The sequence below is a fragment of the Pseudomonas sp. REP124 genome (genome assembly GCF_020164475.1).
Taxonomy (GTDB): Bacteria; Pseudomonadota; Gammaproteobacteria; order Pseudomonadales; family Pseudomonadaceae; genus Aquipseudomonas.
The window spans coordinates 1-18,075 of record NZ_JAIQWX010000079.1; the positions used below are offsets into that span (position 1 = coordinate 1).

The 18,075-nt window shown below is 62.3% G+C and carries 20 protein-coding genes and 1 riboswitch; of the genes, 15 read left to right on the forward strand and 5 right to left on the reverse strand.

What is annotated here, in order from left to right; genetic code table 11:
• Positions 1-16 precede the first annotated feature (16 nt).
• Positions 17-1,330, reverse strand: a complete 1,314-nt coding sequence (locus K9857_RS18820) for a PQQ-dependent sugar dehydrogenase (RefSeq protein WP_224538185.1) — start codon at positions 1,328-1,330, stop codon at positions 17-19.
• 68 nt (positions 1,331-1,398) lie between these two features.
• A complete protein-coding gene (locus K9857_RS18825; protein ID WP_224538186.1) occupies positions 1,399-1,983 on the reverse strand; it encodes a hypothetical protein in 585 nt (194 codons plus the stop codon).
• 162 nt (positions 1,984-2,145) lie between these two features.
• Positions 2,146-2,376: riboswitch (cobalamin riboswitch) on the forward strand.
• Between the two features lie 82 nt (positions 2,377-2,458).
• Between K9857_RS18825 and cobO the strand changes: the two genes are divergently transcribed.
• The 14 genes from cobO (at position 2,459) to K9857_RS18890 (ending at position 14,014) form a co-directional block, all read left to right on the forward strand.
• A complete protein-coding gene (gene cobO, locus K9857_RS18830) occupies positions 2,459-3,070 on the forward strand; it encodes a cob(I)yrinic acid a,c-diamide adenosyltransferase (RefSeq protein WP_224538188.1) in 612 nt (203 codons plus the stop codon).
• Positions 3,067-4,467, forward strand: coding sequence for a cobyrinate a,c-diamide synthase (locus tag K9857_RS18835; protein WP_224538190.1), 1,401 nt, complete (start codon positions 3,067-3,069; stop codon positions 4,465-4,467). The genes cobO and K9857_RS18835 overlap by 4 nt, the downstream gene beginning before the upstream one ends.
• On the forward strand, positions 4,464-5,114 hold the full coding sequence (gene bluB / locus K9857_RS18840) for a 5,6-dimethylbenzimidazole synthase (protein WP_224538192.1): 651 nt from the start codon (positions 4,464-4,466) through the stop codon (positions 5,112-5,114). The genes K9857_RS18835 and bluB overlap by 4 nt, the downstream gene beginning before the upstream one ends.
• Positions 5,111-6,019 (forward strand): adenosylcobinamide-phosphate synthase CbiB, encoded by a 909-nt coding sequence (gene cbiB / locus K9857_RS18845; protein ID WP_224538194.1) that lies wholly within the window; start codon positions 5,111-5,113, stop codon positions 6,017-6,019. The genes bluB and cbiB overlap by 4 nt, the downstream gene beginning before the upstream one ends.
• Positions 6,012-7,004 carry a threonine-phosphate decarboxylase CobD gene (gene cobD, locus K9857_RS18850; RefSeq protein ID WP_224538195.1) on the forward strand — a complete coding sequence of 331 codons (993 nt, stop codon included), beginning with the start codon at positions 6,012-6,014 and terminating at the stop codon, positions 7,002-7,004. The genes cbiB and cobD overlap by 8 nt, the downstream gene beginning before the upstream one ends.
• Complete coding sequence (locus tag K9857_RS18855) at positions 7,001-8,452, forward strand: cobyric acid synthase (protein WP_224538197.1); 1,452 nt, start codon at positions 7,001-7,003, stop codon at positions 8,450-8,452. The genes cobD and K9857_RS18855 overlap by 4 nt, the downstream gene beginning before the upstream one ends.
• Positions 8,453-8,602: 150 nt before the next feature.
• Entirely contained in the window at positions 8,603-9,124 is a 522-nt protein-coding gene (gene cobU, locus K9857_RS18860) for a bifunctional adenosylcobinamide kinase/adenosylcobinamide-phosphate guanylyltransferase (RefSeq protein ID WP_224538199.1), read from the forward strand.
• The gene (gene cobT / locus K9857_RS18865; RefSeq protein ID WP_224538202.1) at positions 9,121-10,176 is read left to right on the forward strand and encodes a nicotinate-nucleotide--dimethylbenzimidazole phosphoribosyltransferase; all 1,056 of its coding nucleotides are present in this window, start codon (positions 9,121-9,123) and stop codon (positions 10,174-10,176) included. The genes cobU and cobT overlap by 4 nt, the downstream gene beginning before the upstream one ends.
• Positions 10,173-10,748: an alpha-ribazole phosphatase family protein gene (cobC, locus tag K9857_RS18870; protein ID WP_224538204.1), complete on the forward strand. Its 576-nt coding sequence runs from the start codon at positions 10,173-10,175 to the stop codon at positions 10,746-10,748. The genes cobT and cobC overlap by 4 nt, the downstream gene beginning before the upstream one ends.
• 2 nt (positions 10,749-10,750) lie before the next feature.
• Positions 10,751-11,485, forward strand: coding sequence for an adenosylcobinamide-GDP ribazoletransferase (locus tag K9857_RS18875; RefSeq protein ID WP_224538206.1), 735 nt, complete (start codon positions 10,751-10,753; stop codon positions 11,483-11,485).
• Positions 11,486-11,620: 135 nt separating this feature from the next.
• Positions 11,621-12,025 (forward strand): MarR family winged helix-turn-helix transcriptional regulator, encoded by a 405-nt coding sequence (locus K9857_RS18880; RefSeq protein ID WP_224538207.1) that lies wholly within the window; start codon positions 11,621-11,623, stop codon positions 12,023-12,025.
• Positions 12,026-12,077: 52 nt separating this feature from the next.
• The gene (locus tag K9857_RS18885; protein ID WP_224538208.1) at positions 12,078-13,286 is read left to right on the forward strand and encodes an MFS transporter; all 1,209 of its coding nucleotides are present in this window, start codon (positions 12,078-12,080) and stop codon (positions 13,284-13,286) included.
• Positions 13,283-13,405, forward strand: coding sequence for a hypothetical protein (locus tag K9857_RS30295; RefSeq protein WP_263487927.1), 123 nt, complete (start codon positions 13,283-13,285; stop codon positions 13,403-13,405). Before K9857_RS18885 ends, K9857_RS30295 begins: the two co-directional genes overlap by 4 nt.
• A 57-nt stretch (positions 13,406-13,462) precedes the next feature.
• Positions 13,463-14,014: a glutathione peroxidase gene (locus K9857_RS18890; RefSeq protein WP_224538209.1), complete on the forward strand. Its 552-nt coding sequence runs from the start codon at positions 13,463-13,465 to the stop codon at positions 14,012-14,014.
• A gap of 207 nt (positions 14,015-14,221) precedes the next feature.
• On the opposite strand, the gene K9857_RS18895 is transcribed toward K9857_RS18890, so the two are convergent.
• The 3 genes from K9857_RS18895 to K9857_RS18905 all read right to left on the reverse strand — a co-directional run bounded on the left by K9857_RS18895 (position 14,222) and on the right by K9857_RS18905 (position 16,625).
• Complete coding sequence (locus tag K9857_RS18895) at positions 14,222-15,493, reverse strand: OmpP1/FadL family transporter (protein ID WP_224538210.1); 1,272 nt, start codon at positions 15,491-15,493, stop codon at positions 14,222-14,224.
• 147 nt (positions 15,494-15,640) lie between these two features.
• A complete protein-coding gene (locus K9857_RS18900; protein WP_224538211.1) occupies positions 15,641-16,123 on the reverse strand; it encodes a hypothetical protein in 483 nt (160 codons plus the stop codon).
• A 277-nt stretch (positions 16,124-16,400) separates the two neighbouring features.
• Positions 16,401-16,625, reverse strand: coding sequence for a hypothetical protein (locus tag K9857_RS18905; RefSeq protein WP_003204606.1), 225 nt, complete (start codon positions 16,623-16,625; stop codon positions 16,401-16,403).
• A 986-nt stretch (positions 16,626-17,611) separates the two neighbouring features.
• Here K9857_RS18905 and K9857_RS18910 point away from each other — a divergent pair.
• Entirely contained in the window at positions 17,612-17,935 is a 324-nt protein-coding gene (locus tag K9857_RS18910; RefSeq protein ID WP_224538212.1) for a sel1 repeat family protein, read from the forward strand.
• Positions 17,936-18,075 lie beyond the last annotated feature (140 nt).

Sequence of the window (18,075 nt, forward strand, 5' to 3'; positions counted from 1 at the left end):
TATACATGGCTGAGGTTTATTTAACCGCCGAAACACGCCACACCTTGTTCCCCACATCATCGGCCACCAGCAGGTCTCCCTGCTGGTCGATCACTACGCCTACTGGCCGACCCATTGCCTCCTCCTTGTCATTGAGGAAGCCCGTCAACACATCAACCGGTTGCCCCACCGGTTTACCGGCACTGAACGGCACGAAGATCACTTTGTAGCCACTGTGCGGCTTGCGGTTCCAGGAGCCGTGCTGGCCGATGAAAGCGCCTTCCTTGAATTGCGCCGGCAGGCGATTGTTTTCGGCGAAGGTCAGGCCCAGCGATGCAGTATGCGGGCCGACCGCGTAGTCGGGGGCGATGGCTTTGGCCACCAGTTGCGGATTCTGTGGTTCGACCCGCACGTCGACATGCTGGCCGTAATAGCTGAACGGCCAGCCATAAAACCCGCCGTCCTTCACCGAGGTGATGTAGTCGGGCACCAGGTCGCTGCCGATTTCATCCCGTTCATTGACCGCGGTCCACAGCGCGCCGGTCGACGGTTCCCAGGCCAGGCCGTTTGGGTTGCGAATCCCCGAGGCGAAGATGCGGTGGTTGCCGGTGGCGCGATCCACTTCCCAGATCGCCGCGCGGCCTTCTTCCTTGTCCAGACCGTTCTCGCCGACGTTGCTGTTGGAGCCCACAGTAACGTAGAGCTTGCTGCCGTCCTTGCTGGCGATGACGTTTTTCGTCCAGTGGTGATTCAGCGTACCACCCGGCAGATCCACCACCTTGATGGGCGGGGACTTGATCTCGGTGGCGCCGTTTTCATAGTGAAAGCGCAGCAGGCGATCGGTGTCGGCGACGTACAGGTCGTTGCCCACCAGGGTCATGCCGAAAGGTGAATTGAGATTTTCCAGGAACACCGTCCGGGTTTCGGCGATGCCGTCGTGGTCGCTGTCGCGCAGCAGGGTGATACGGTTCGGGCTTGGCGTTCCGGCACCGGCGCGGCCCATGACTTTCTTGGTGATCCAGCCCTTGATGCCCTTGTTGTCATCGGGCTTGGGCGGAGCGTTGGTTTCGGCCACCAGTATGTCGCCGTTGGGGAGTACATAAAGCCAGCGCGGATGATCGAGGCCGTCGGCGAAGGCGGCGACCTGGGTGCCGCTGGCAGCCACCGGTTTTGAGCCGTCCGGCCAACCGATGGCCGGGGCGATGTTCATGGTCGGAAACAGGGTCTTGTTCGGTTCCGGCAGCTTCGGCGCGGGGCCGGTGCCATCCGAGACTTGCAGGCTGGAGGTTTCACCGCAGGCGACGAGCCCGCAGGCGAAACCGAGGACGAGAACGAGCTGGGGCTTGCGCATGCTGACCTTCCCTATGAATGCAGTGACCTGTTCAGTAGAGAAGCTTCGTTGCGCGATGGTTCAACCGGTCAGCCGTGCGCTTCCTTGAGCAGCATGGCGATGCCGGGGTGATAGTGGCCCGCTTCGTTGTGCAACTTGCGATAGGCGTAGGGGAAATACCAGGCCACGGCGCAGGTGTGTTCCTTTTGCAGGTCGTCGACCATGTCCTGCAATTCTTCGGGGCTGGCGCTGTGCTGGGTTTTCTGTGGCGCGACGAACAGGCAGCCGAGTTTCAGGTCGCTGGCGTAGCTGATCCGTTTCGCACTGGTGGTGATGTCGTGCAGCGGTTGGCTCAGGTTCAGGTTGTTGACCCGCGGCCAGCGTTGCGTCGCCTGCAGCCACGCGCGGGCTTCGGGCGTGGCGATGAACAGGTCCGCGCGACCGTTGCGCTCGCCGTCTTCGATCTGCTTGCGGGTGGGCGATTGTTCCAGGGTGATGATCTCGGCCATCCACGCAGCCGCGCTGAGCAAACCGAGATTGGCTTTTTCATCGAGCCAGTAGGGCGTTTCACTGTCGCCACGGATGGCGTTGTAGCGATCGATACAGTCAAACCAGCGTTCCAGCACCGGGCGCAGGAATTCCAGCTTCGGATTGCTGATGATCATGCCTTGCATGGGGCTCACCTTTTTATTTTGGTGTGAATTGCCGTGAGTTATGGCTCTTTGATATCACTGCTGACAGTGTGGCACAAGATTGGCGTCAGAATATTGAGCAGCAGTCGATATTCCGGAATCAGGCCCCCGGCTTTAATTGACGCTCCACCCCCAACCCTCTAACCTTCGCCGCTTGTTTCAGGTGCTCTGTGGTCATGGCCGACAGAGTGAAACAGGGAAGCCGGTGAGTGGCCGATGCGATGCATCGAGGTCCGCGATCCCGGCGCTGCCCCCGCAACGGTAAATGAGTGAAAGCTGCGCCTTGAGCCACTGTGTCGACGACACGGGAAGGCGCGCAGCCGGGCTGCGAGCCGCTCATGAGCCCGGAGACCGGCCTGATCCATCCAGATGGCATCACGGTGGGCGATGCCAGGCTTCCCGCTATCTATTCTTTTGCCTGCCCGCCGTTATTCCTGCCTCAACGGAGAGCTCCCCCATGACCGAATCTTCTGATCGTGACGAACGTCATCTGGCGCGCATGCTGCGCAAAAAAGCCGTGATCGACGAACGTATCGCCAACTCCCCCAACGAATGCGGCCTGCTGCTGGTGCTGACCGGCAACGGCAAGGGCAAGAGCAGCTCGGCATTCGGCATGCTCGCGCGCTCCATGGGTCATGGCATGCAGTGCGGCGTGGTGCAGTTCATCAAGGGCCGCAACAGCACCGGCGAAGAATTGTTCTTCCGTCGTTTTCCCGAGCAAGTGCGCTTCCACGTGATGGGCGAGGGCTTCACCTGGGAAACCCAGGACCGCCAGCGTGACATCGCCGCCGCCGAAGCGGCCTGGGCGGTGTCCCAGGAACTGCTGCGCGATCCGTCCATCGGCCTGGTGGTGCTGGACGAACTGAACATCGCCCTCAAGCACGGCTATCTGGATCTTGATCAAGTCCTCAGCGATTTGCAGGCCCGCCCGCCCATGCAGCATGTGGTAGTGACCGGTCGCGGCGCCAAGCCGGAAATGATCGAACTGGCCGACACCGTCACCGAGATGGGCATGATCAAGCACGCCTTCCAGGCCGGGATCAAAGCGCAGAAAGGCGTCGAACTGTGAATTCACCTCGTCATTGCCCGGCGGTGCTCATCGCCGCGCCGGCTTCCGGTCAGGGCAAGACCACCGTCACCGCCGCGCTGGCCCGTTTGCACCGCAATCAGGGGCGCAAGGTTCGTGTATTCAAATGCGGCCCGGACTTTCTCGACCCGATGATTCTCGAGCGCGCCAGCGGTGCGCCGGTTTATCAGCTGGACATGTGGATGGTCGGTGAGCAGGAAAGCCGGCGCCTGTTGTGGGAAGCCGCCGGCGAAGCCGATTTGATTTTGATCGAAGGGGTGATGGGTCTGTTTGACGGCACGCCATCCAGCGCTGATCTTGCACGGCATTTTGGCGTGCCGGTCCTCGGCGTGATCGACGGCACCGCCATGGCCCAGACCTTTGGCGCGCTGGCCCTGGGCTTGGCGCGTTATCAGCCGGACCTGCCGTTTGCCGGAGTGCTGGCCAACCGCGTCGGCACCTTGCGTCACGCGCAGTTGCTGGAAGGCAGCCTGACCGAGGGTCTGCGTTGGTACGGCGCCTTGTCCCGGGAAACCGGAATCGAACTGCCGAGCCGGCATCTGGGGCTGGTGCAGGCCAGCGAATTGAACGATCTCGATGTTCGCCTGGATGCCGCCGCCGATGCTTTGGCCAGCAGTTGCGAAGTCGCGCTGCCGCCGGCGGTGGAGTTTGCCGCGCCGGATGTCATCGCTGCCGAGCCGTTGCTGGCCGGCGTGCGCATTGCCGTGGCCCGCGACGAAGCCTTCGCCTTTACCTATGGCGCCAGTCTCGATTTGCTGCGGGCGATGGGTGCCGAACTGCGGTTTTTCTCGCCGATCCGCGACGCGCAATTGCCCGAGGCCGATAGCCTGTATCTGCCGGGTGGTTATCCGGAGCTGCACCACGTGGCGCTGTCGCAAAACACCTCGATGCTCAACGCCATCCGCGCGCACCATGAGGCGGGCAAACCGTTGCTGGCCGAGTGTGGCGGCATGCTCTATCTGCTCGATTCGCTGACGGATGTCGAAGGCACTCGCGCTGAACTGGTGGGCTTGCTGGCGGGCGACGCGGTGATGCAAAAGCGTCTTGCCGCGCTGGCCTTGCAGGCGGTTGAGCTGCCGGAAGGATCGCTGCGCGGGCACACCTATCACCATTCGCTGACCACCACCGACCTGACCCCGATAGCCCGGGGCCTGAGCCCCAATGGCGGGCGCGGGGCGGAGGCGGTATATCGCGAGGGGCGGATGACGGCCTCGTATGTGCATTTTTATTTTCCGTCCAATCCGTCGGCGGTGGCCGCGTTGTTGGCGCCGTCCTGTGAGGACGCCTTCGCGAGCAAGCCCGCTCCCACAGTAGATAGTGTTCTGCCTGAAGAAATACGAACAAATGTGGGAGCGGGCTTGCTCGCGAAGAGGACATGAGCGACGCCACCTTCTCCGAAGCCGAACGCGCAGCCGTCTACCGAGCCATCGCCGAACGCCGCGACATGCGCCACTTCAGCGGCGGCACGGTCGAGCCCGAACTGCTGCGGCGTCTGCTGGAAGCCGCTCATCAGGCGCCGAGCGTCGGCCTGATGCAGCCCTGGCGTTTCATTCGCATCAGTGACCGCGACCTGCGGGGCAGGATCCGCGATCTGGTGGAAGAAGAACGCATCCGCACCGCCGAAGCCCTCGGCGAGCGCAGTGACCAATTCATGCAACTGAAAGTCGAAGGCATCAACGATTGCGCGGAACTGCTGGTGGCCGCTCTGATGGATGATCGCGAGCGGCACATCTTCGGTCGGCGCACCTTGCCGGAAATGGACATGGCTTCCTTGTCCTGCGCGATCCAGAACCTGTGGCTGGCGTCCCGTGCCGAAGGGCTGGGGATGGGCTGGGTGTCGCTGTTCGAACCGCAAGCCCTGGCCGATTTGCTCGGCCTGCCCGCCGGTGCCAAACCATTGGCGATTTTGTGCCTGGGCCCGGTCGAGGAATTCTATCCGGCGCCGATGCTGGTGCTCGAAGGCTGGGCGCAAGAGCGCCCGCTGAACGAAATGCTGTTTGAAAATTATTGGGGAGTGCGTGCATGAGTGTGGCGTTGTTGAGTGCCGCCGCCGTAGCGCTGGATGCGCTGCTGGGCGAGCCCAAACGCTGGCATCCGCTGGTGGCGTTCGGCCGTTTTGCCGAGCGCATCGAGCAACGTTTCAACGCGGGCGGTCGCGGCTGGCGCAGCCACGGCGTTACGGCGTGGGTAATCGCGGTATTGCCACTGACCTTGCTGGCCACCGCGTTTTCGTGGGCGCCCTATGTCGGCTGGATCGTGGAGATTCTCGCGCTGTATTGTGCCCTGGGCATGCGCAGCCTCGGCGAGCACGTTGAGCCCGTGGCCAAGGCCTTGCGCGGCGGTGATCTTGAAGAAGCACGCAAGCGCGTCAGTTACCTGGTCAGCCGTAAAACCAGCGAGCTGGATGAAACCGCCGTCGCCCGTGCCGCCACCGAGTCGGTGCTGGAGAACGGCAGTGACGCGGTGTTCGCCGCCCTGTTCTGGTTTGCCGTGGCCGGCGCGCCGGGGGTGGTGCTCTATCGTTTGAGCAATACGCTGGATGCGATGTGGGGCTATCGCAACGAGCGCTTCGAGCGTTTCGGTTGGGCGGCGGCGAAGATCGACGACGTCCTCAACTACATTCCCGCGCGTCTGGTGGCGCTGACCTACGCGCTGCTGGGCAAGACCCGTCTGGCGCTGAAATGCTGGCGTACCCAGGGCCCGACCTGGGACAGCCCCAATGCGGGACCGGTGATGGCCGCTGGCGCCGGTGCGCTGGGTGTGGAGCTGGGCGGGCCGGCGATTTATCACGGCGAGCTGCACGAACGTCCGCAACTGGGCGAAGGCGCGCCGGCGGACGCGGACTCCATCGACCGCGGCTGGCAATTGGTCCAGCGCGGGGTATGGTTATGGTTGCTGATTCTCTGCGTGGGAGCTGAGTTCTATGCTTGAACACGGTGGACGATTGCGCAAGGCGGCGCTCGAATACGGCATCGAGGAAGCCGATTGGCTTGATCTGTCCAGCGGTCTGGCGCCCTGGCCGTTTCCGGTTCCCGAGATCCCGTTGCGAGCCTGGGCGCGCCTGCCGGAAACCGACGACGGTTTGGAGCAGGCGGCCTGCGATTACTACGGCACCCTGCAAGCCTTGCCGGTGGCCGGCTCGCAAATGGCCATCCAGTTGCTGCCTCGCCTGCGCCGGGCCGGCAAGGTCGGCGTGCTCTCACCCTGTTACGCCGAACATGCCGAAGCCTGGCGCCGCAACGGCTACATCGTGCGCGAAGTGGTCGAGCAGGAAGTCGACTTCTTCGTCGACAGCCTCGATGTGCTGGTGGTGGTCAATCCGAACAATCCCACGGGCCTGAGCCTGAGCCCCAGCCGCTTGCTCGACTGGCATTCGCGGCTGGCCCAGCGCGGTGGCTGGCTGGTGGTGGACGAGGCGTTCATGGACAACACACCGCAACTGAGCGTGGCGCCATATGCCCATCAGGTCGGGTTGATCGTGCTGCGCTCGTTCGGCAAGTTTTTCGGCCTGGCCGGTGTGCGCCTGGGCTTCGTGCTGGCCGAGCGCAAGCTGCTCAGGCTGCTCGCCGAGCAGGTCGGGCCGTGGGCGGTGAGCGGTCCGACCCGGGTACTGGGCCAGGCTTGCCTGCGTGATCTGGAAGGTCATGCGCGGCAACGGCTGCGTACCGAAGAGGCCAGTGAACGGCTGGCGACGTTGCTCGACCTGCACGGCTTCAAACCCCAGGGCGGTTGCGCCTTGTTCCAGTGGGTGGTGACCGATCGCGCCAAGGAACTGTACGAGTTCATGGCCCGGCGCGGCATTCTCCTGCGCCTGTTTACGCAAACCGGCAGCCTGCGTTTCGGTCTGCCGGGCGACGACACCGATTGGGCGCGTCTGAGCGCTGCCTTCGAGGCCTTTGCCAAGGACGCTTCATGACGACGTTGATGGTGCAAGGCACCACTTCCGATGCGGGCAAAAGCACGCTGGTGACGGCGCTGTGCCGTTGGGCCACGCGTCAGGGTGTGAACGTGGTGCCGTTCAAGCCGCAGAACATGGCGCTCAACAGCGCGGTGACCGCGGACGGCGGCGAGATCGGTCGCGCCCAGGCGGTGCAGGCCCAGGCCGCGTTTCTGGAGCCGCACACCGACATGAACCCGGTGCTGCTCAAACCCAACAGCGACACCGGCGCCCAGGTGATCATCCATGGTCGCGCGGTCACCACCATGAACGCCGTGGCCTATCACGACTACAAGGCCATCGCCATGCAGGCGGTGCTGGCTTCCCATGCGCGGTTGAGCGCGGCCTATCCGCTGGTGATGGTCGAAGGCGCGGGCTCGCCGGCCGAGATCAATCTGCGCGCCGGTGACATCGCCAACATGGGCTTCGCCGAAGCGGTGGACTGCCCGGTGGTGCTGATCGCCGACATCAACCGGGGCGGTGTGTTCGCGCATCTGGTGGGGACGCTGGAACTGCTTTCACCAAGCGAACAGGCGCGGGTCAAGGGCTTCATCATCAACCGTTTTCGTGGCGACATCGCCCTGTTGCAGCCGGGTCTGGACTGGCTGGAACAGCGCACCGGCAAACCGGTGATCGGCGTGCTGCCTTATGTGATGGACTTGCATCTGGAGGCCGAGGACGGCATCGACCAGCGCCAGACCGACAAGGCCGAGCAGGTGCTGAAAGTGGTGGTGCCGGTGCTGCCGCGCATCAGCAACCACACCGATTTCGACCCACTGCGCCTGCATCCGCAAGTCGACCTGCAATTCATCGGCCCTGGCCAGGCGATCCCTCCGGCTGATCTGATCATCCTTCCCGGCTCGAAAAGCGTGCGCAGCGATCTTGCGTATCTGCGGGCCAACGGCTGGGACGCTGCGATCTCCCGACACCTGCGTTACGGCGGCAAAGTGCTGGGGATCTGCGGTGGCCTGCAGATGCTTGGTGAGCAGGTGCACGACCCGCTGGGCCTCGAAGGCGCGCCGGGTTCCAGTGCCGGTTTGGGGCTGCTGGCCTTTGACACGGTGCTCGAGCAGGAGAAACAGTTGCGCAATGTGCGTGGGCGTCTGGCCCTGGAGAACGCTGAAGTCAGTGGCTATGAAATCCATGCCGGCGTGACCACCGGCGTTGCCCTGGAACACGCCGCGGTGCAGCTCGATGACGGGCGTTGCGATGGTGCGCAGAGCCTTGATGGGCAGATTTTCGGCACTTACCTGCATGGCCTGTTCGAATCGCCCGCGGCCTGTGGCGCGCTGTTGCGCTGGGCCGGTTTGCGGGATGTGCAAGAGGTGGATTACCACGGGTTGCGCGAGCGGGATATCGAGCGGTTGGCGGATCTGGTGGAGCAGCATCTGGATACCGGGTTGTTGCGTGAGCTGTGTGGGATATGAGGTGGCTGTGCCGGCCTCATCGCGGGCAAGCCCGCTCCCACAGGTTTTTGAGCTGTACCCAATTTCCTTGACCAACCCGGAACCCCTGTGGGAGCGGGCTTGCCCGCGAAGAGGCCAGTTGCCTCACTACAACTTTTTCAGGATGTCCCCATGCTCCAACTGATCCTCGGCGGCGCCCGCTCCGGCAAGAGTCGCCTGGCCGAAAAGCTCGCCAGCGAAAGCGGCCTGGCCGTCACCTACATCGCCACCAGCCAACCCCTGGACGGTGAGATGAACGAACGGGTCGCCCATCACCGCGCCCGGCGTCCGGCCGAGTGGGGCTTGATCGAAGAACCGGTGCAACTGGCCCGCGTTCTGCGGGATAACGCCCGCGCCGATCACTGCCTGCTGGTCGATTGCCTGACCCTGTGGATGACCAACCTGCTGATGCTCGATGACAATGAGCGCCTCAGCGCCGAGCGCGACGCGCTGCTCGAATGCCTGGCTTCGCTGCCGGGCGAAATCATTTTTGTCAGCAACGAGACCGGAATGGGTGTCGTGCCGCTGGGCGAACTGACTCGCCGCTATGTCGATGAAGCCGGTTGGCTGCATCAAGCCCTCGCCGAGCGCTGTCAGCGAGTCGTCCTGACCGTTGCCGGCCTGCCCCTGACTCTGAAAGGAACTGCGTTATGACTCAATCCTGGTGGCTGCACCCGTGCCAACCGATCGACGCCCAGGCGTTGGAACAGGCGCAGGCCCGGCAACAGCAACTGACCAAACCGGCCGGTTCCCTCGGTCAGCTGGAGTCGGTGGCGGTGCAGTTGGCCGGTTTGCAGGGACAGATCAAGCCAACGCTGGAGCAGGTCTGGATTGCCATCTTTGCCGGCGACCATGGCGTAGTGGCCGAGGGCGTGTCGGCGTTTCCCCAGGAAGTCACCGGGCAGATGCTGCATAACTTCGTCAACGGCGGTGCGGCGATCAGCGTACTGGCGCGGCAGTTGAATGCGTCGCTGGAAGTGGTCGACCTGGGCACGGTCACGCCGTCGTTGAACCTGCCGGGAGTGCGTCATTTGAACGTCGGGCCGGGCACGGCGAATTTTGTCCAGGGCCCGGCGATGACCGTCGCCCAGGGTGAGCTGGCGCTGGCCGGTGGACGTGACAGCGCGCTGCGGGCGAAAGCCGCTGGCGCGCAATTGTTCATCGGAGGCGAGATGGGCATCGGCAACACCACCGCCGCCAGCGCCCTGGCCTGTGCCTTGCTGGAGTGCCCGGTGGTGCACCTGACCGGGCCGGGCACCGGCTTGAATGCGGCGGGCGTGAGCCACAAGGCGCAGGTGATCGAGCGTGCGCTGGCCTTGCATGGTGCTCAGCGTGGCGATGCCCTGCTAACCCTGTTCAACCTGGGCGGTTTCGAGATCGCGGCCTTGGTGGGCGCCTATCTGGCCTGTGCCCAGGAAGGCATCGCCGTGCTGGTGGACGGTTTCATCTGCAGCGTCGCGGCATTGGTTGCGGTGCGCCTGAATCCGCAGTGCCGCCCGTGGCTGTTGTTCGGTCACCGTGGCGCCGAGCCGGGGCATCAACATGTTCTGGAAACCCTGAACGCCGAGCCGCTGCTGGATCTCGGCCTGCGCCTGGGCGAAGGTAGCGGAGCAGCGCTGGCGGTGCCGTTGCTGCGTCTGGCGTGCGACCTGCACGGGCAGATGGCGACGTTCGCCGAAGCTGCGGTCGCGGACCGTCCGGCATGACCTTGCGCCTGGATCTGCTGCGTCACGGTGAGACCGAACTCGGCGGCGGCCTGCGCGGCAGCCTCGATGATGCCTTGACCGAAAAGGGTTGGCAGCAGATGCGCGCGGCGGTGACGGAGCGCGGTCCGTGGGATCGCCTGGTCAGCTCGCCGTTGCAGCGTTGTGCGCGGTTCGCTGAAGAACTCGCCGGGCAACTGGATTTGCCGCTGGAGTTCGACCGGAACCTGCAAGAGCTGCACTTCGGCGCGTGGGAAGGGCAGAGCGCCGCGGCACTGATGGAGACCGATGCCGAGGCCCTGGGCCTGTTCTGGGCCGATCCCTATTCGTTTACCCCGCCCGAGGGCGAGCCGGTGGCTGATTTTGCCGCGCGAGTGCTGGCCGCCGTGTCGCGGGTTCAGGCGGCGTATGTCGGTCAGCGCGTGCTGCTGATCAGCCATGGCGGCGTCATGCGCTTGTTGCTGGCGCAGGCGCGGGGACTGCCCCGTGAACAGTTGCTCAATGTCGAAGTGGGACACGGCGCGCTGGTTTCGCTGGCGGTCGAGGCCGATGGCTCGCTCAGGGAAGTGCTCTGACCATGTTGCCGTTCTGGATCGCCTTGCAGTTTCTCAGCAGCCTGCCGATTCGTCTGCCGGGCATGCCGGCGCCGCAGGAGCTGGGGCGTTCGTTGCTGTTCTATCCGCTGGTTGGGCTGCTGTTCGGCGTGATTCTCTGGGCGCTCAACTGGCTGTTGCTGGGAGCGCCACTGTTCTTGCATGCCGCGTTATTGCTGACGGTTTGGGTACTGCTCAGCGGCGCGCTGCACCTGGATGGCCTGGCCGACAGCGCCGACGCCTGGCTCGGCGGCTTCGGTGACCGCGAACGCACGCTGACCATCATGAAAGACCCACGCAGCGGGCCGATCGCGGTGGTCACGCTGGCGTTGGTGTTGTTGCTCAAATTCTGCGCATTGCTGGCGTTGATCGAGCAGCACAACGCCGTGGGCCTGATCATCGTTCCGCTGTTGGGGCGCAGTGCGTTGCTGGGGTTGTTTCTGACGACGCCCTATGTGCGTCCCGGTGGATTGGGGCAGGCGCTGGCCGACCATCTGCCGCGTCTGGCGGGCAAGCAGGTGCTGGCGGTGAGTGCGCTGGTTTGCGTGCTGATTGCGGGGCTTGCTGGTGCGGTGGCGGTGGTGTTGGCGGTGCTGGTGTTCGTCTGGCTCAGGCAACTGATGATTCGGCGATTGGGCGGCACCACCGGCGACACGGCGGGTGCGCTTCTGGAATTGCTTGAAGTCGCAGTCCTTCTGGGCATTGCCCTGACCCTGTAGGAGCGAGCACGCTCGCGATGGTGGTCAACGATAACGCTGGGCCCCTGACACTCCGCACGTTTCGAATCGTCCGATTACAGGGTTTGCGTGTAACATAAATTTGCAATCCTCCAATCACGGGTATATACACGCACCATGCTCGAATCCCAATGTTTATGCATCAACCTGCGTCGCGCCGCCCGTGGCGTCAGCAGGCACTACGACGGCGCTCTCGATGGCTTCGGGATCAACGTCGCGCAGTATTCTTTGCTGTGCAATCTGCAGCGCCTGGATCAGCCGAGCATTTCCACCCTGGCCGAGGCCATGGGCCTGGATCGCAGCACTCTGGGGCGCAATCTGCGGGTGCTGGAGGGCGAAGGATTAGTGCAAATGGTGGAAGGCGAGGACATGCGCAACCGCATCGTCCAGCTGACCGACGCCGGGGCCGAACGCCTCAAGGCCGCTCTGCCAGCCTGGGAAGCGGCACAACAGCGACTGGCGGAGCGCCTGGGCGCGGAAAAGCGCGAGCTGTTACTGAAGTTGCTGGACGAACTGGCATGAGGCCGGTTCGTTCGATATCAAGCGGGTATATACCCGCGATCGGAGAACAACAATGACATCGATGTGGCGTACATGCGGTTGGGTCTTGCTGGGGAGCGCGCTGATCCTGGCGCTGTCCCTGGGGGTAAGACATGGTTTTGGCCTGTTCCTGGCGCCGATGAGTGCCGAGTTCGGCTGGGGCCGTGAGGTCTTCGCCTTTGCCATCGCCCTGCAAAACCTGATCTGGGGCCTGGCGCAACCCTTCACCGGCGCACTGGCCGACCGTTTCGGCGCGGCGAAAGTGGTGCTCATCGGTGGCGTGCTGTACGCCCTGGGCCTGATTTTCATGGGCATGTCCGATTCGGCGGTGACCCTGTCCCTGAGTGCCGGCCTGTTGATTGGTATCGGCCTGTCGGGCACCTCGTTCTCGGTGATCCTCGGCGTAGTGGGGCGCGCCGTGCCGCCGGAGAAACGCAGCATGGGCATGGGCATCGCCAGTGCCGCAGGTTCCTTCGGCCAGTTCGCCATGTTGCCGGGCACGCTGGGCTTGATCGGCTGGCTCGGCTGGTCCGCCGCGCTGCTGGCGCTGGGCCTTTTGGTGGCGCTGATCGTGCCGCTGGTGAGCATGCTCAAGGACAAGCCGCTGCCGGCGATGGGGCATGAGCAAACGTTGTCCGAAGCCCTGCGCGAAGCCTGCTCCCACTCGGGGTTCTGGCTACTGGCGTTCGGCTTTTTCGTCTGTGGTTTCCAGGTAGTGTTCATCGGCGTGCACCTGCCGTCGTACCTGGTGGATCAGCATCTGCCGGCCAGCGTCGGCACCACGGTGCTGGCCCTGATCGGACTGTTCAACATTTTCGGCACCTACACCGCCGGCTGGCTGGGCGGGCGCATGTCCAAGCCCAAATTGCTCACCGGCCTGTATCTGCTGCGGGCGGTGGTGATCGCCCTGTTCCTGTGGGCACCGGTGACGACGACCAGCGCCTACCTGTTCGGCATGGCCATGGGTTTCCTGTGGCTGTCGACGGTGCCCCTGACTAATGGCACCGTCGCGACCTTGTTCGGTGTACGAAATCTGTCCATGCTCGGAGGCATCGTGTTCCTGTTCCATCAGCTCGGCTCGTTCCTCGGCGGCTGGTTGGGCGGGGTGGTGTACGACCGCACAGGTAGTTATGACTTGATCTGGCAGGTAGCGATTCTCTTGAGCCTGATGGCCGCCGCCCTGAACTGGCCGGTGCGCGAGCGTCCGGTGGCGCGCCTGCAATCGCAGATGAGCGCGACATGAACCGACTCTGGCCACGCATCACCGTCCTGGCGATCTGTGCCTTGCTGTTGGCCCTGGCGTGGTGGGGCTGGCATCAGGGCGGGCTGGCGCTGATGCAGTTGGGCATGAGTATTTGCTAGTGAAGCGTGAGGGCGAGTAACGTCGTCCCTGACGATTCCTTACAAGGAAGCACCGATATGCAGATGCGCTGGTTGGCTGTTCCCGCGTTACTCGTGGCGTTTACCGGATTGGCTCAGGCGGCAGAGTGTCCGGCGTTGTTGCAGGGCTCGTTGCCCAAACTGCGCGCCAATGAATCCATCGACTTGTGCCAGAGTTTCGCCGGCAAGCCGCTGGTGGTGGTCAACACCGCCAGCTTCTGTGGTTTTGCGCCGCAATTCAAAAGCCTCGAGGCGTTGAATCAGCGTTTCAAAGGGGAGGGGCTGGAAGTGATCGGTGTGCCGTCCAACGACTTCAAGCAGGAGTCCAAGGACGGTGCCGAGACGGCCAAGGTTTGCTACGTGAACTACGGCGTGACCTTCACCATGACCGATCCGCAGAAAGTCCGCGGCGATGACGCGACGCATCTGTTCAAGGTGCTGGCCGAGCAGAGCAGTGCGCCGAAGTGGAATTTCTACAAGTACGTGGTGGATCGGCAGGGCAAGGTGATTGCCAATTTCTCCAGCCTCACCAAGCCGGATGATCCGGAGTTCATTGCGGCTGTGGAGAAGGCCTTGGCCTCCAAACCATAACCCGGACCCTGTAGGAGCGAGCACGCTCGCGATGGACTACAGGACGCCGCTGGGTGTCAGGCAGCCCGCGTTATCGTTGACCACCATCGCGAGCATGCTCGCTCCTACAGTAAAGCGGGAAAGCGGGAAGCAAAAAGCCCCGGCTCTGAGGCAGAGCCGGGGCTTTTTTGATTCAGCTGGCGAGCGCTTCACGCTCGCCCGGTTTCATCAGAAGCGGTAAGTAGCACCGACACCGAAACCGTTCGCCCAGTTTTCATACTTGGCGCTGTAGGCCTGGCGGCCATTGTTGTTGTTCACGCGTACGTCCTCTTCCTTCAGGTAGGAGTACGCCACGTCGATGGTCAGGTCGTCGGTCGGGCTCCAGCCGGCACCCAGGCTGAACACGGTACGGTCGCCAGTCGGGATGCGTGGGGAGCGGTTTTCGTTGTTGGTCGGCGACTGGTCGACGGACAGACCGGTTCGCAGTACCCACTGCTTGTTCAGCTGGTAGGAAGCACCGATGGCGTGCGCCCAGGTGTCGTGCCAGTTCTGCTCTTCGGTGATGGTGCCGAAGCCGCGGGCGGCCAGGGCTGCCGGTACACCTTCGTTCTCGACGGAAATCTCTTTCAGGCGGCTCCAGCGAGTCCAGGTGCTGCCTGCGTACAGGGTCCACTGGTCGTTCAGCTGGTGAGTCACGGAGAAGTCGACCGACTCAGGCGTGGTGATGTCCAGGGAAGCGTCGAACTTCTGGTTCGGGTTCTGACCCAGTGCAGCGAGCAGGCCGTAGTTGACCTTGGTGTCGCCATCGAGCTTGTACTTCACTTTCGAGTGATAGGTCAGGCCGACGCGAGTGCTGTCCAGAGCCTGAATCATGATGCCGATGTTGTAACCCAGAGCGGTGTCGTCACCCTTGATCTTGACGTTGCCGTCCGGCGCAGCTGGGTTCAGCGACAGGCTCGATTCCAGTTTACCGTCGATACGGTTGATGGTCGGACCGAAGCCGATCGACACCTTGTCGTTGAACGCGTAGCTGACGGTAGGCTGCAGGGTTACGACCTGAACTTCGCTCTTGCTGCCGAAGTAACGGCCGGCAAAGCCGTTCTCGTAGTCGGTTACCAGGCCGAACGGTGCGTACACACCGAAACCGAATGCCCACTGGTCATCGATTGGCTTGACGTAGTAGCCCATCGGCACGCCCATGAACGGAACCATGTCACCCTTGTTGGTGCCGCCGTTCGGGCTGGAGCTGACATCGCTGATGTCAGTGTGTGCGTCGATGAATGCAGCACCGCCAGTCACTTGTTCGCGTTTCAGGCGAGCCATGCCGGCAGGGTTGCCAAATACGGTGGATGCATCGTCGGCCGAAGAGGAGCGCCCCGCAAAGCCGGTCCCCATACCGCTGATGCTTTGTTCGTTGAGGGCGAAGCCGCTTGCGAAAATCTGAGCAGAGGCCATGGCGACAGCCAGGCTAATGGTAGTTTTGAGCATTACTTTTTTCATTATTAGAACTCCTGGTGATCACCGGGGCGAAAATTACCAACATTTTCGTCCCGGCGCTATAGGCCGAATCGCTTGATTTAGAGCGGTTTTGTAGGACAATCCGACCAGATTCGACGCCCGATATGCGAACTTTGGATCCAGATCCGATCAGCAGGCTACCTGATTCAGCGGTGAAACACAGGCCTGCCATGCGTCGGTAAAGTCCTTGAGGCGTCCTTGGGGCTGGAAGGTCTGGCGCCAGATGCGAGCCATTCCCAACAGATCACCGGCTTCGGGGAGAGGAGTTTTCTGTTCTTCGACCAGCAGCCAGGCGATGGCTGTGGCGTAACGCAGGTTGACGGTCAATTCCAGGTGCGGGCCACTGAGGAAGGCGTGTTGGCTGGCCAGACCACGGACGAGGCTGGCGCGCTCGGGATCGAGCGCCAGGTAATGGTCCCAGAGTGCTTGATGGCGCAGTTCGGCGATGCGGTACAGGCCGTGTCCACGGCGGTCATGCAGCGCTGAACCCAGGGCCGACTGGCTGGCGGCGATCCCCAGCAGCAGGGATTCGGCGGTTGCGCTATGACGTCCGAGGTAGATCAAGGTCGGACGGATCACATAGCGGCACAGTTCGCTGGCAGCGATACCCATAAAACCCTCGAATCAGGAATTGGTCGGCGAGGCCTGAACGGGGGAGCTTGGCAGCAGTGGATCGACTCAGGCTCGCCGCAAGCGGCTCAGGCCGCTTGAGTTGAAGTGTAGTGTCATATTCAGTGCGTAAAGGCCTGTTTTTAAAATATTTCCAGCTTCCAGTTATAACCCTTATATCCCTTGGTGCTTAACCCTGGACGGCGAAATGGGAAATCTCAGGCAACAAAAAGCCCCGCTTTTGAGGGCGGGGCCTTGATGTTTCAGCCTTGCTGGCGAATCAGGCGACCAGGGCCTGACGGGTACGCTCGATCACGGCCTGCAGCGGTTCGGCGCTGGAGTATTGATCGGGGTACAGGCGTTCGCTGTGACGGGCGATGCCGTGTTCGTTGACCAGCGTGAAGCTGAAACAGCCTTTGCGAGCGGCCATGATCAGGCAGTTCATTGGTGCAAAAGCGTTGGTGAGGGTGCGGATTGCATCCTGTGCATGGATTTGAGTAGACATAGTCATGGTGTTCCTACAAGCGACACGGATAAGAGCCGTGCAAAATAAAAACGTTCCAGTAACGTCGACCACCATTGGTCGAACGAAGAACCCGACTGGAACAAAGCAGCCAGTTTGAAGCGCTTTAAATTGGCGCGCTTGGGCTGGCAGGTAGGTACTTAGGAGGGCAGGCAACACATCGAGGGCAAAGGTTCTGGGCCCGGGGTGAAGATCCTGATCAATTTGCAGGTTGGTTCGGTCAGAGTAAGCGGCCCTGGCAACACCCTTTGCATTCGATTCAAAGGCAGTGCTTGCGAGGATTTACCTGGAAACCATCGAGGTGGTCGATCCCGCTTTTTCGATGCAAGGCTTCGTGTAGGAAGTCTCAACGGGGGGATTTTTTTCGACTGGAATTGATTTTCAGCTTGGTACTAACGGCGCGCATAGTACCGGTTTGTATTGCGGAAGGGAAGTGTGCTAGCAAAAAAGCTCACCTTCAATTTTGTTTTGCACCGTGAACCAAACGCGAGGGACACAGCCTGCACGCCCTCAATTGGCTCACTATCCGACCGGCGGTATGGCTGAATCAAGCACGAGGAGTGGCCTGGATGGAGGGTTCGCCCGGGCTTATCCCCAGGAAAAATCCAAAAATGCGTCAAAAAAGTGCGGCGATATAACCGCCACGAAGGTACTTGTGCACATTATTTGCGAGGTCTGTCACACCACTGTCATCCAGCCTTCAAGCACGGTGGGTGCCTGTAACCAAAATTTAAGTCAATGAAAAATAGTGCTTTTTTTAACTGGTGAAAAAATCGTCAGTTTGAGCGCAGGCCCCATTCCACAGGGCTTTGCGGGGCTTCAGGGGCGGTTGTCCACTGAGTTATCCACAGCTTCTGTGGATTGTCCCGAGCGCTTGCTCTAGCACGGGCGTGCCGGGAATTTTTCACCTTTACCTGTAAGAAAAAAAGAGTAGAGTGGCGCGCCCTGCGATCTGCCCACAGTGCTTTATGAAGTTTCGTACACCTTCCACTTCTTCCCCCGCAAAAAGTTCCCCTGGCGCTCCCACCAAACGCTTTTCGATGCGCGTCGCGGAGTGGCTGTTGGACAGCCCACGACTGGGCGAAAACACCAGTGTCAAACACATCGCCGGTCGATTGCTCAAGCAACCGGCCCGTGAGGGCGTGGTGGCGGCACAAAGCCGCCTCGGCCAGTTGATGTGCCGCGAGTGCGGCAACGCCCGGGACCGCCGAATCGGCCAGGACCTGCTGCGCCAGGCCGCGCGGGCAGGGGATCAGCGCGCACAACAGGAACTGGGCCGGATCGAAGACTGAGCTGTCAAAGCACCAGCGCCTTGGTTAACCTTCAGGCTTTATTTCAATTGCAGGAATGGCTATGGCTATGGACTTGACCAGCGCATTGCTCGGTCTGGCAGGCGCGGCGCTGCCGTTACTGATGCTGGCCTGGCAACTTC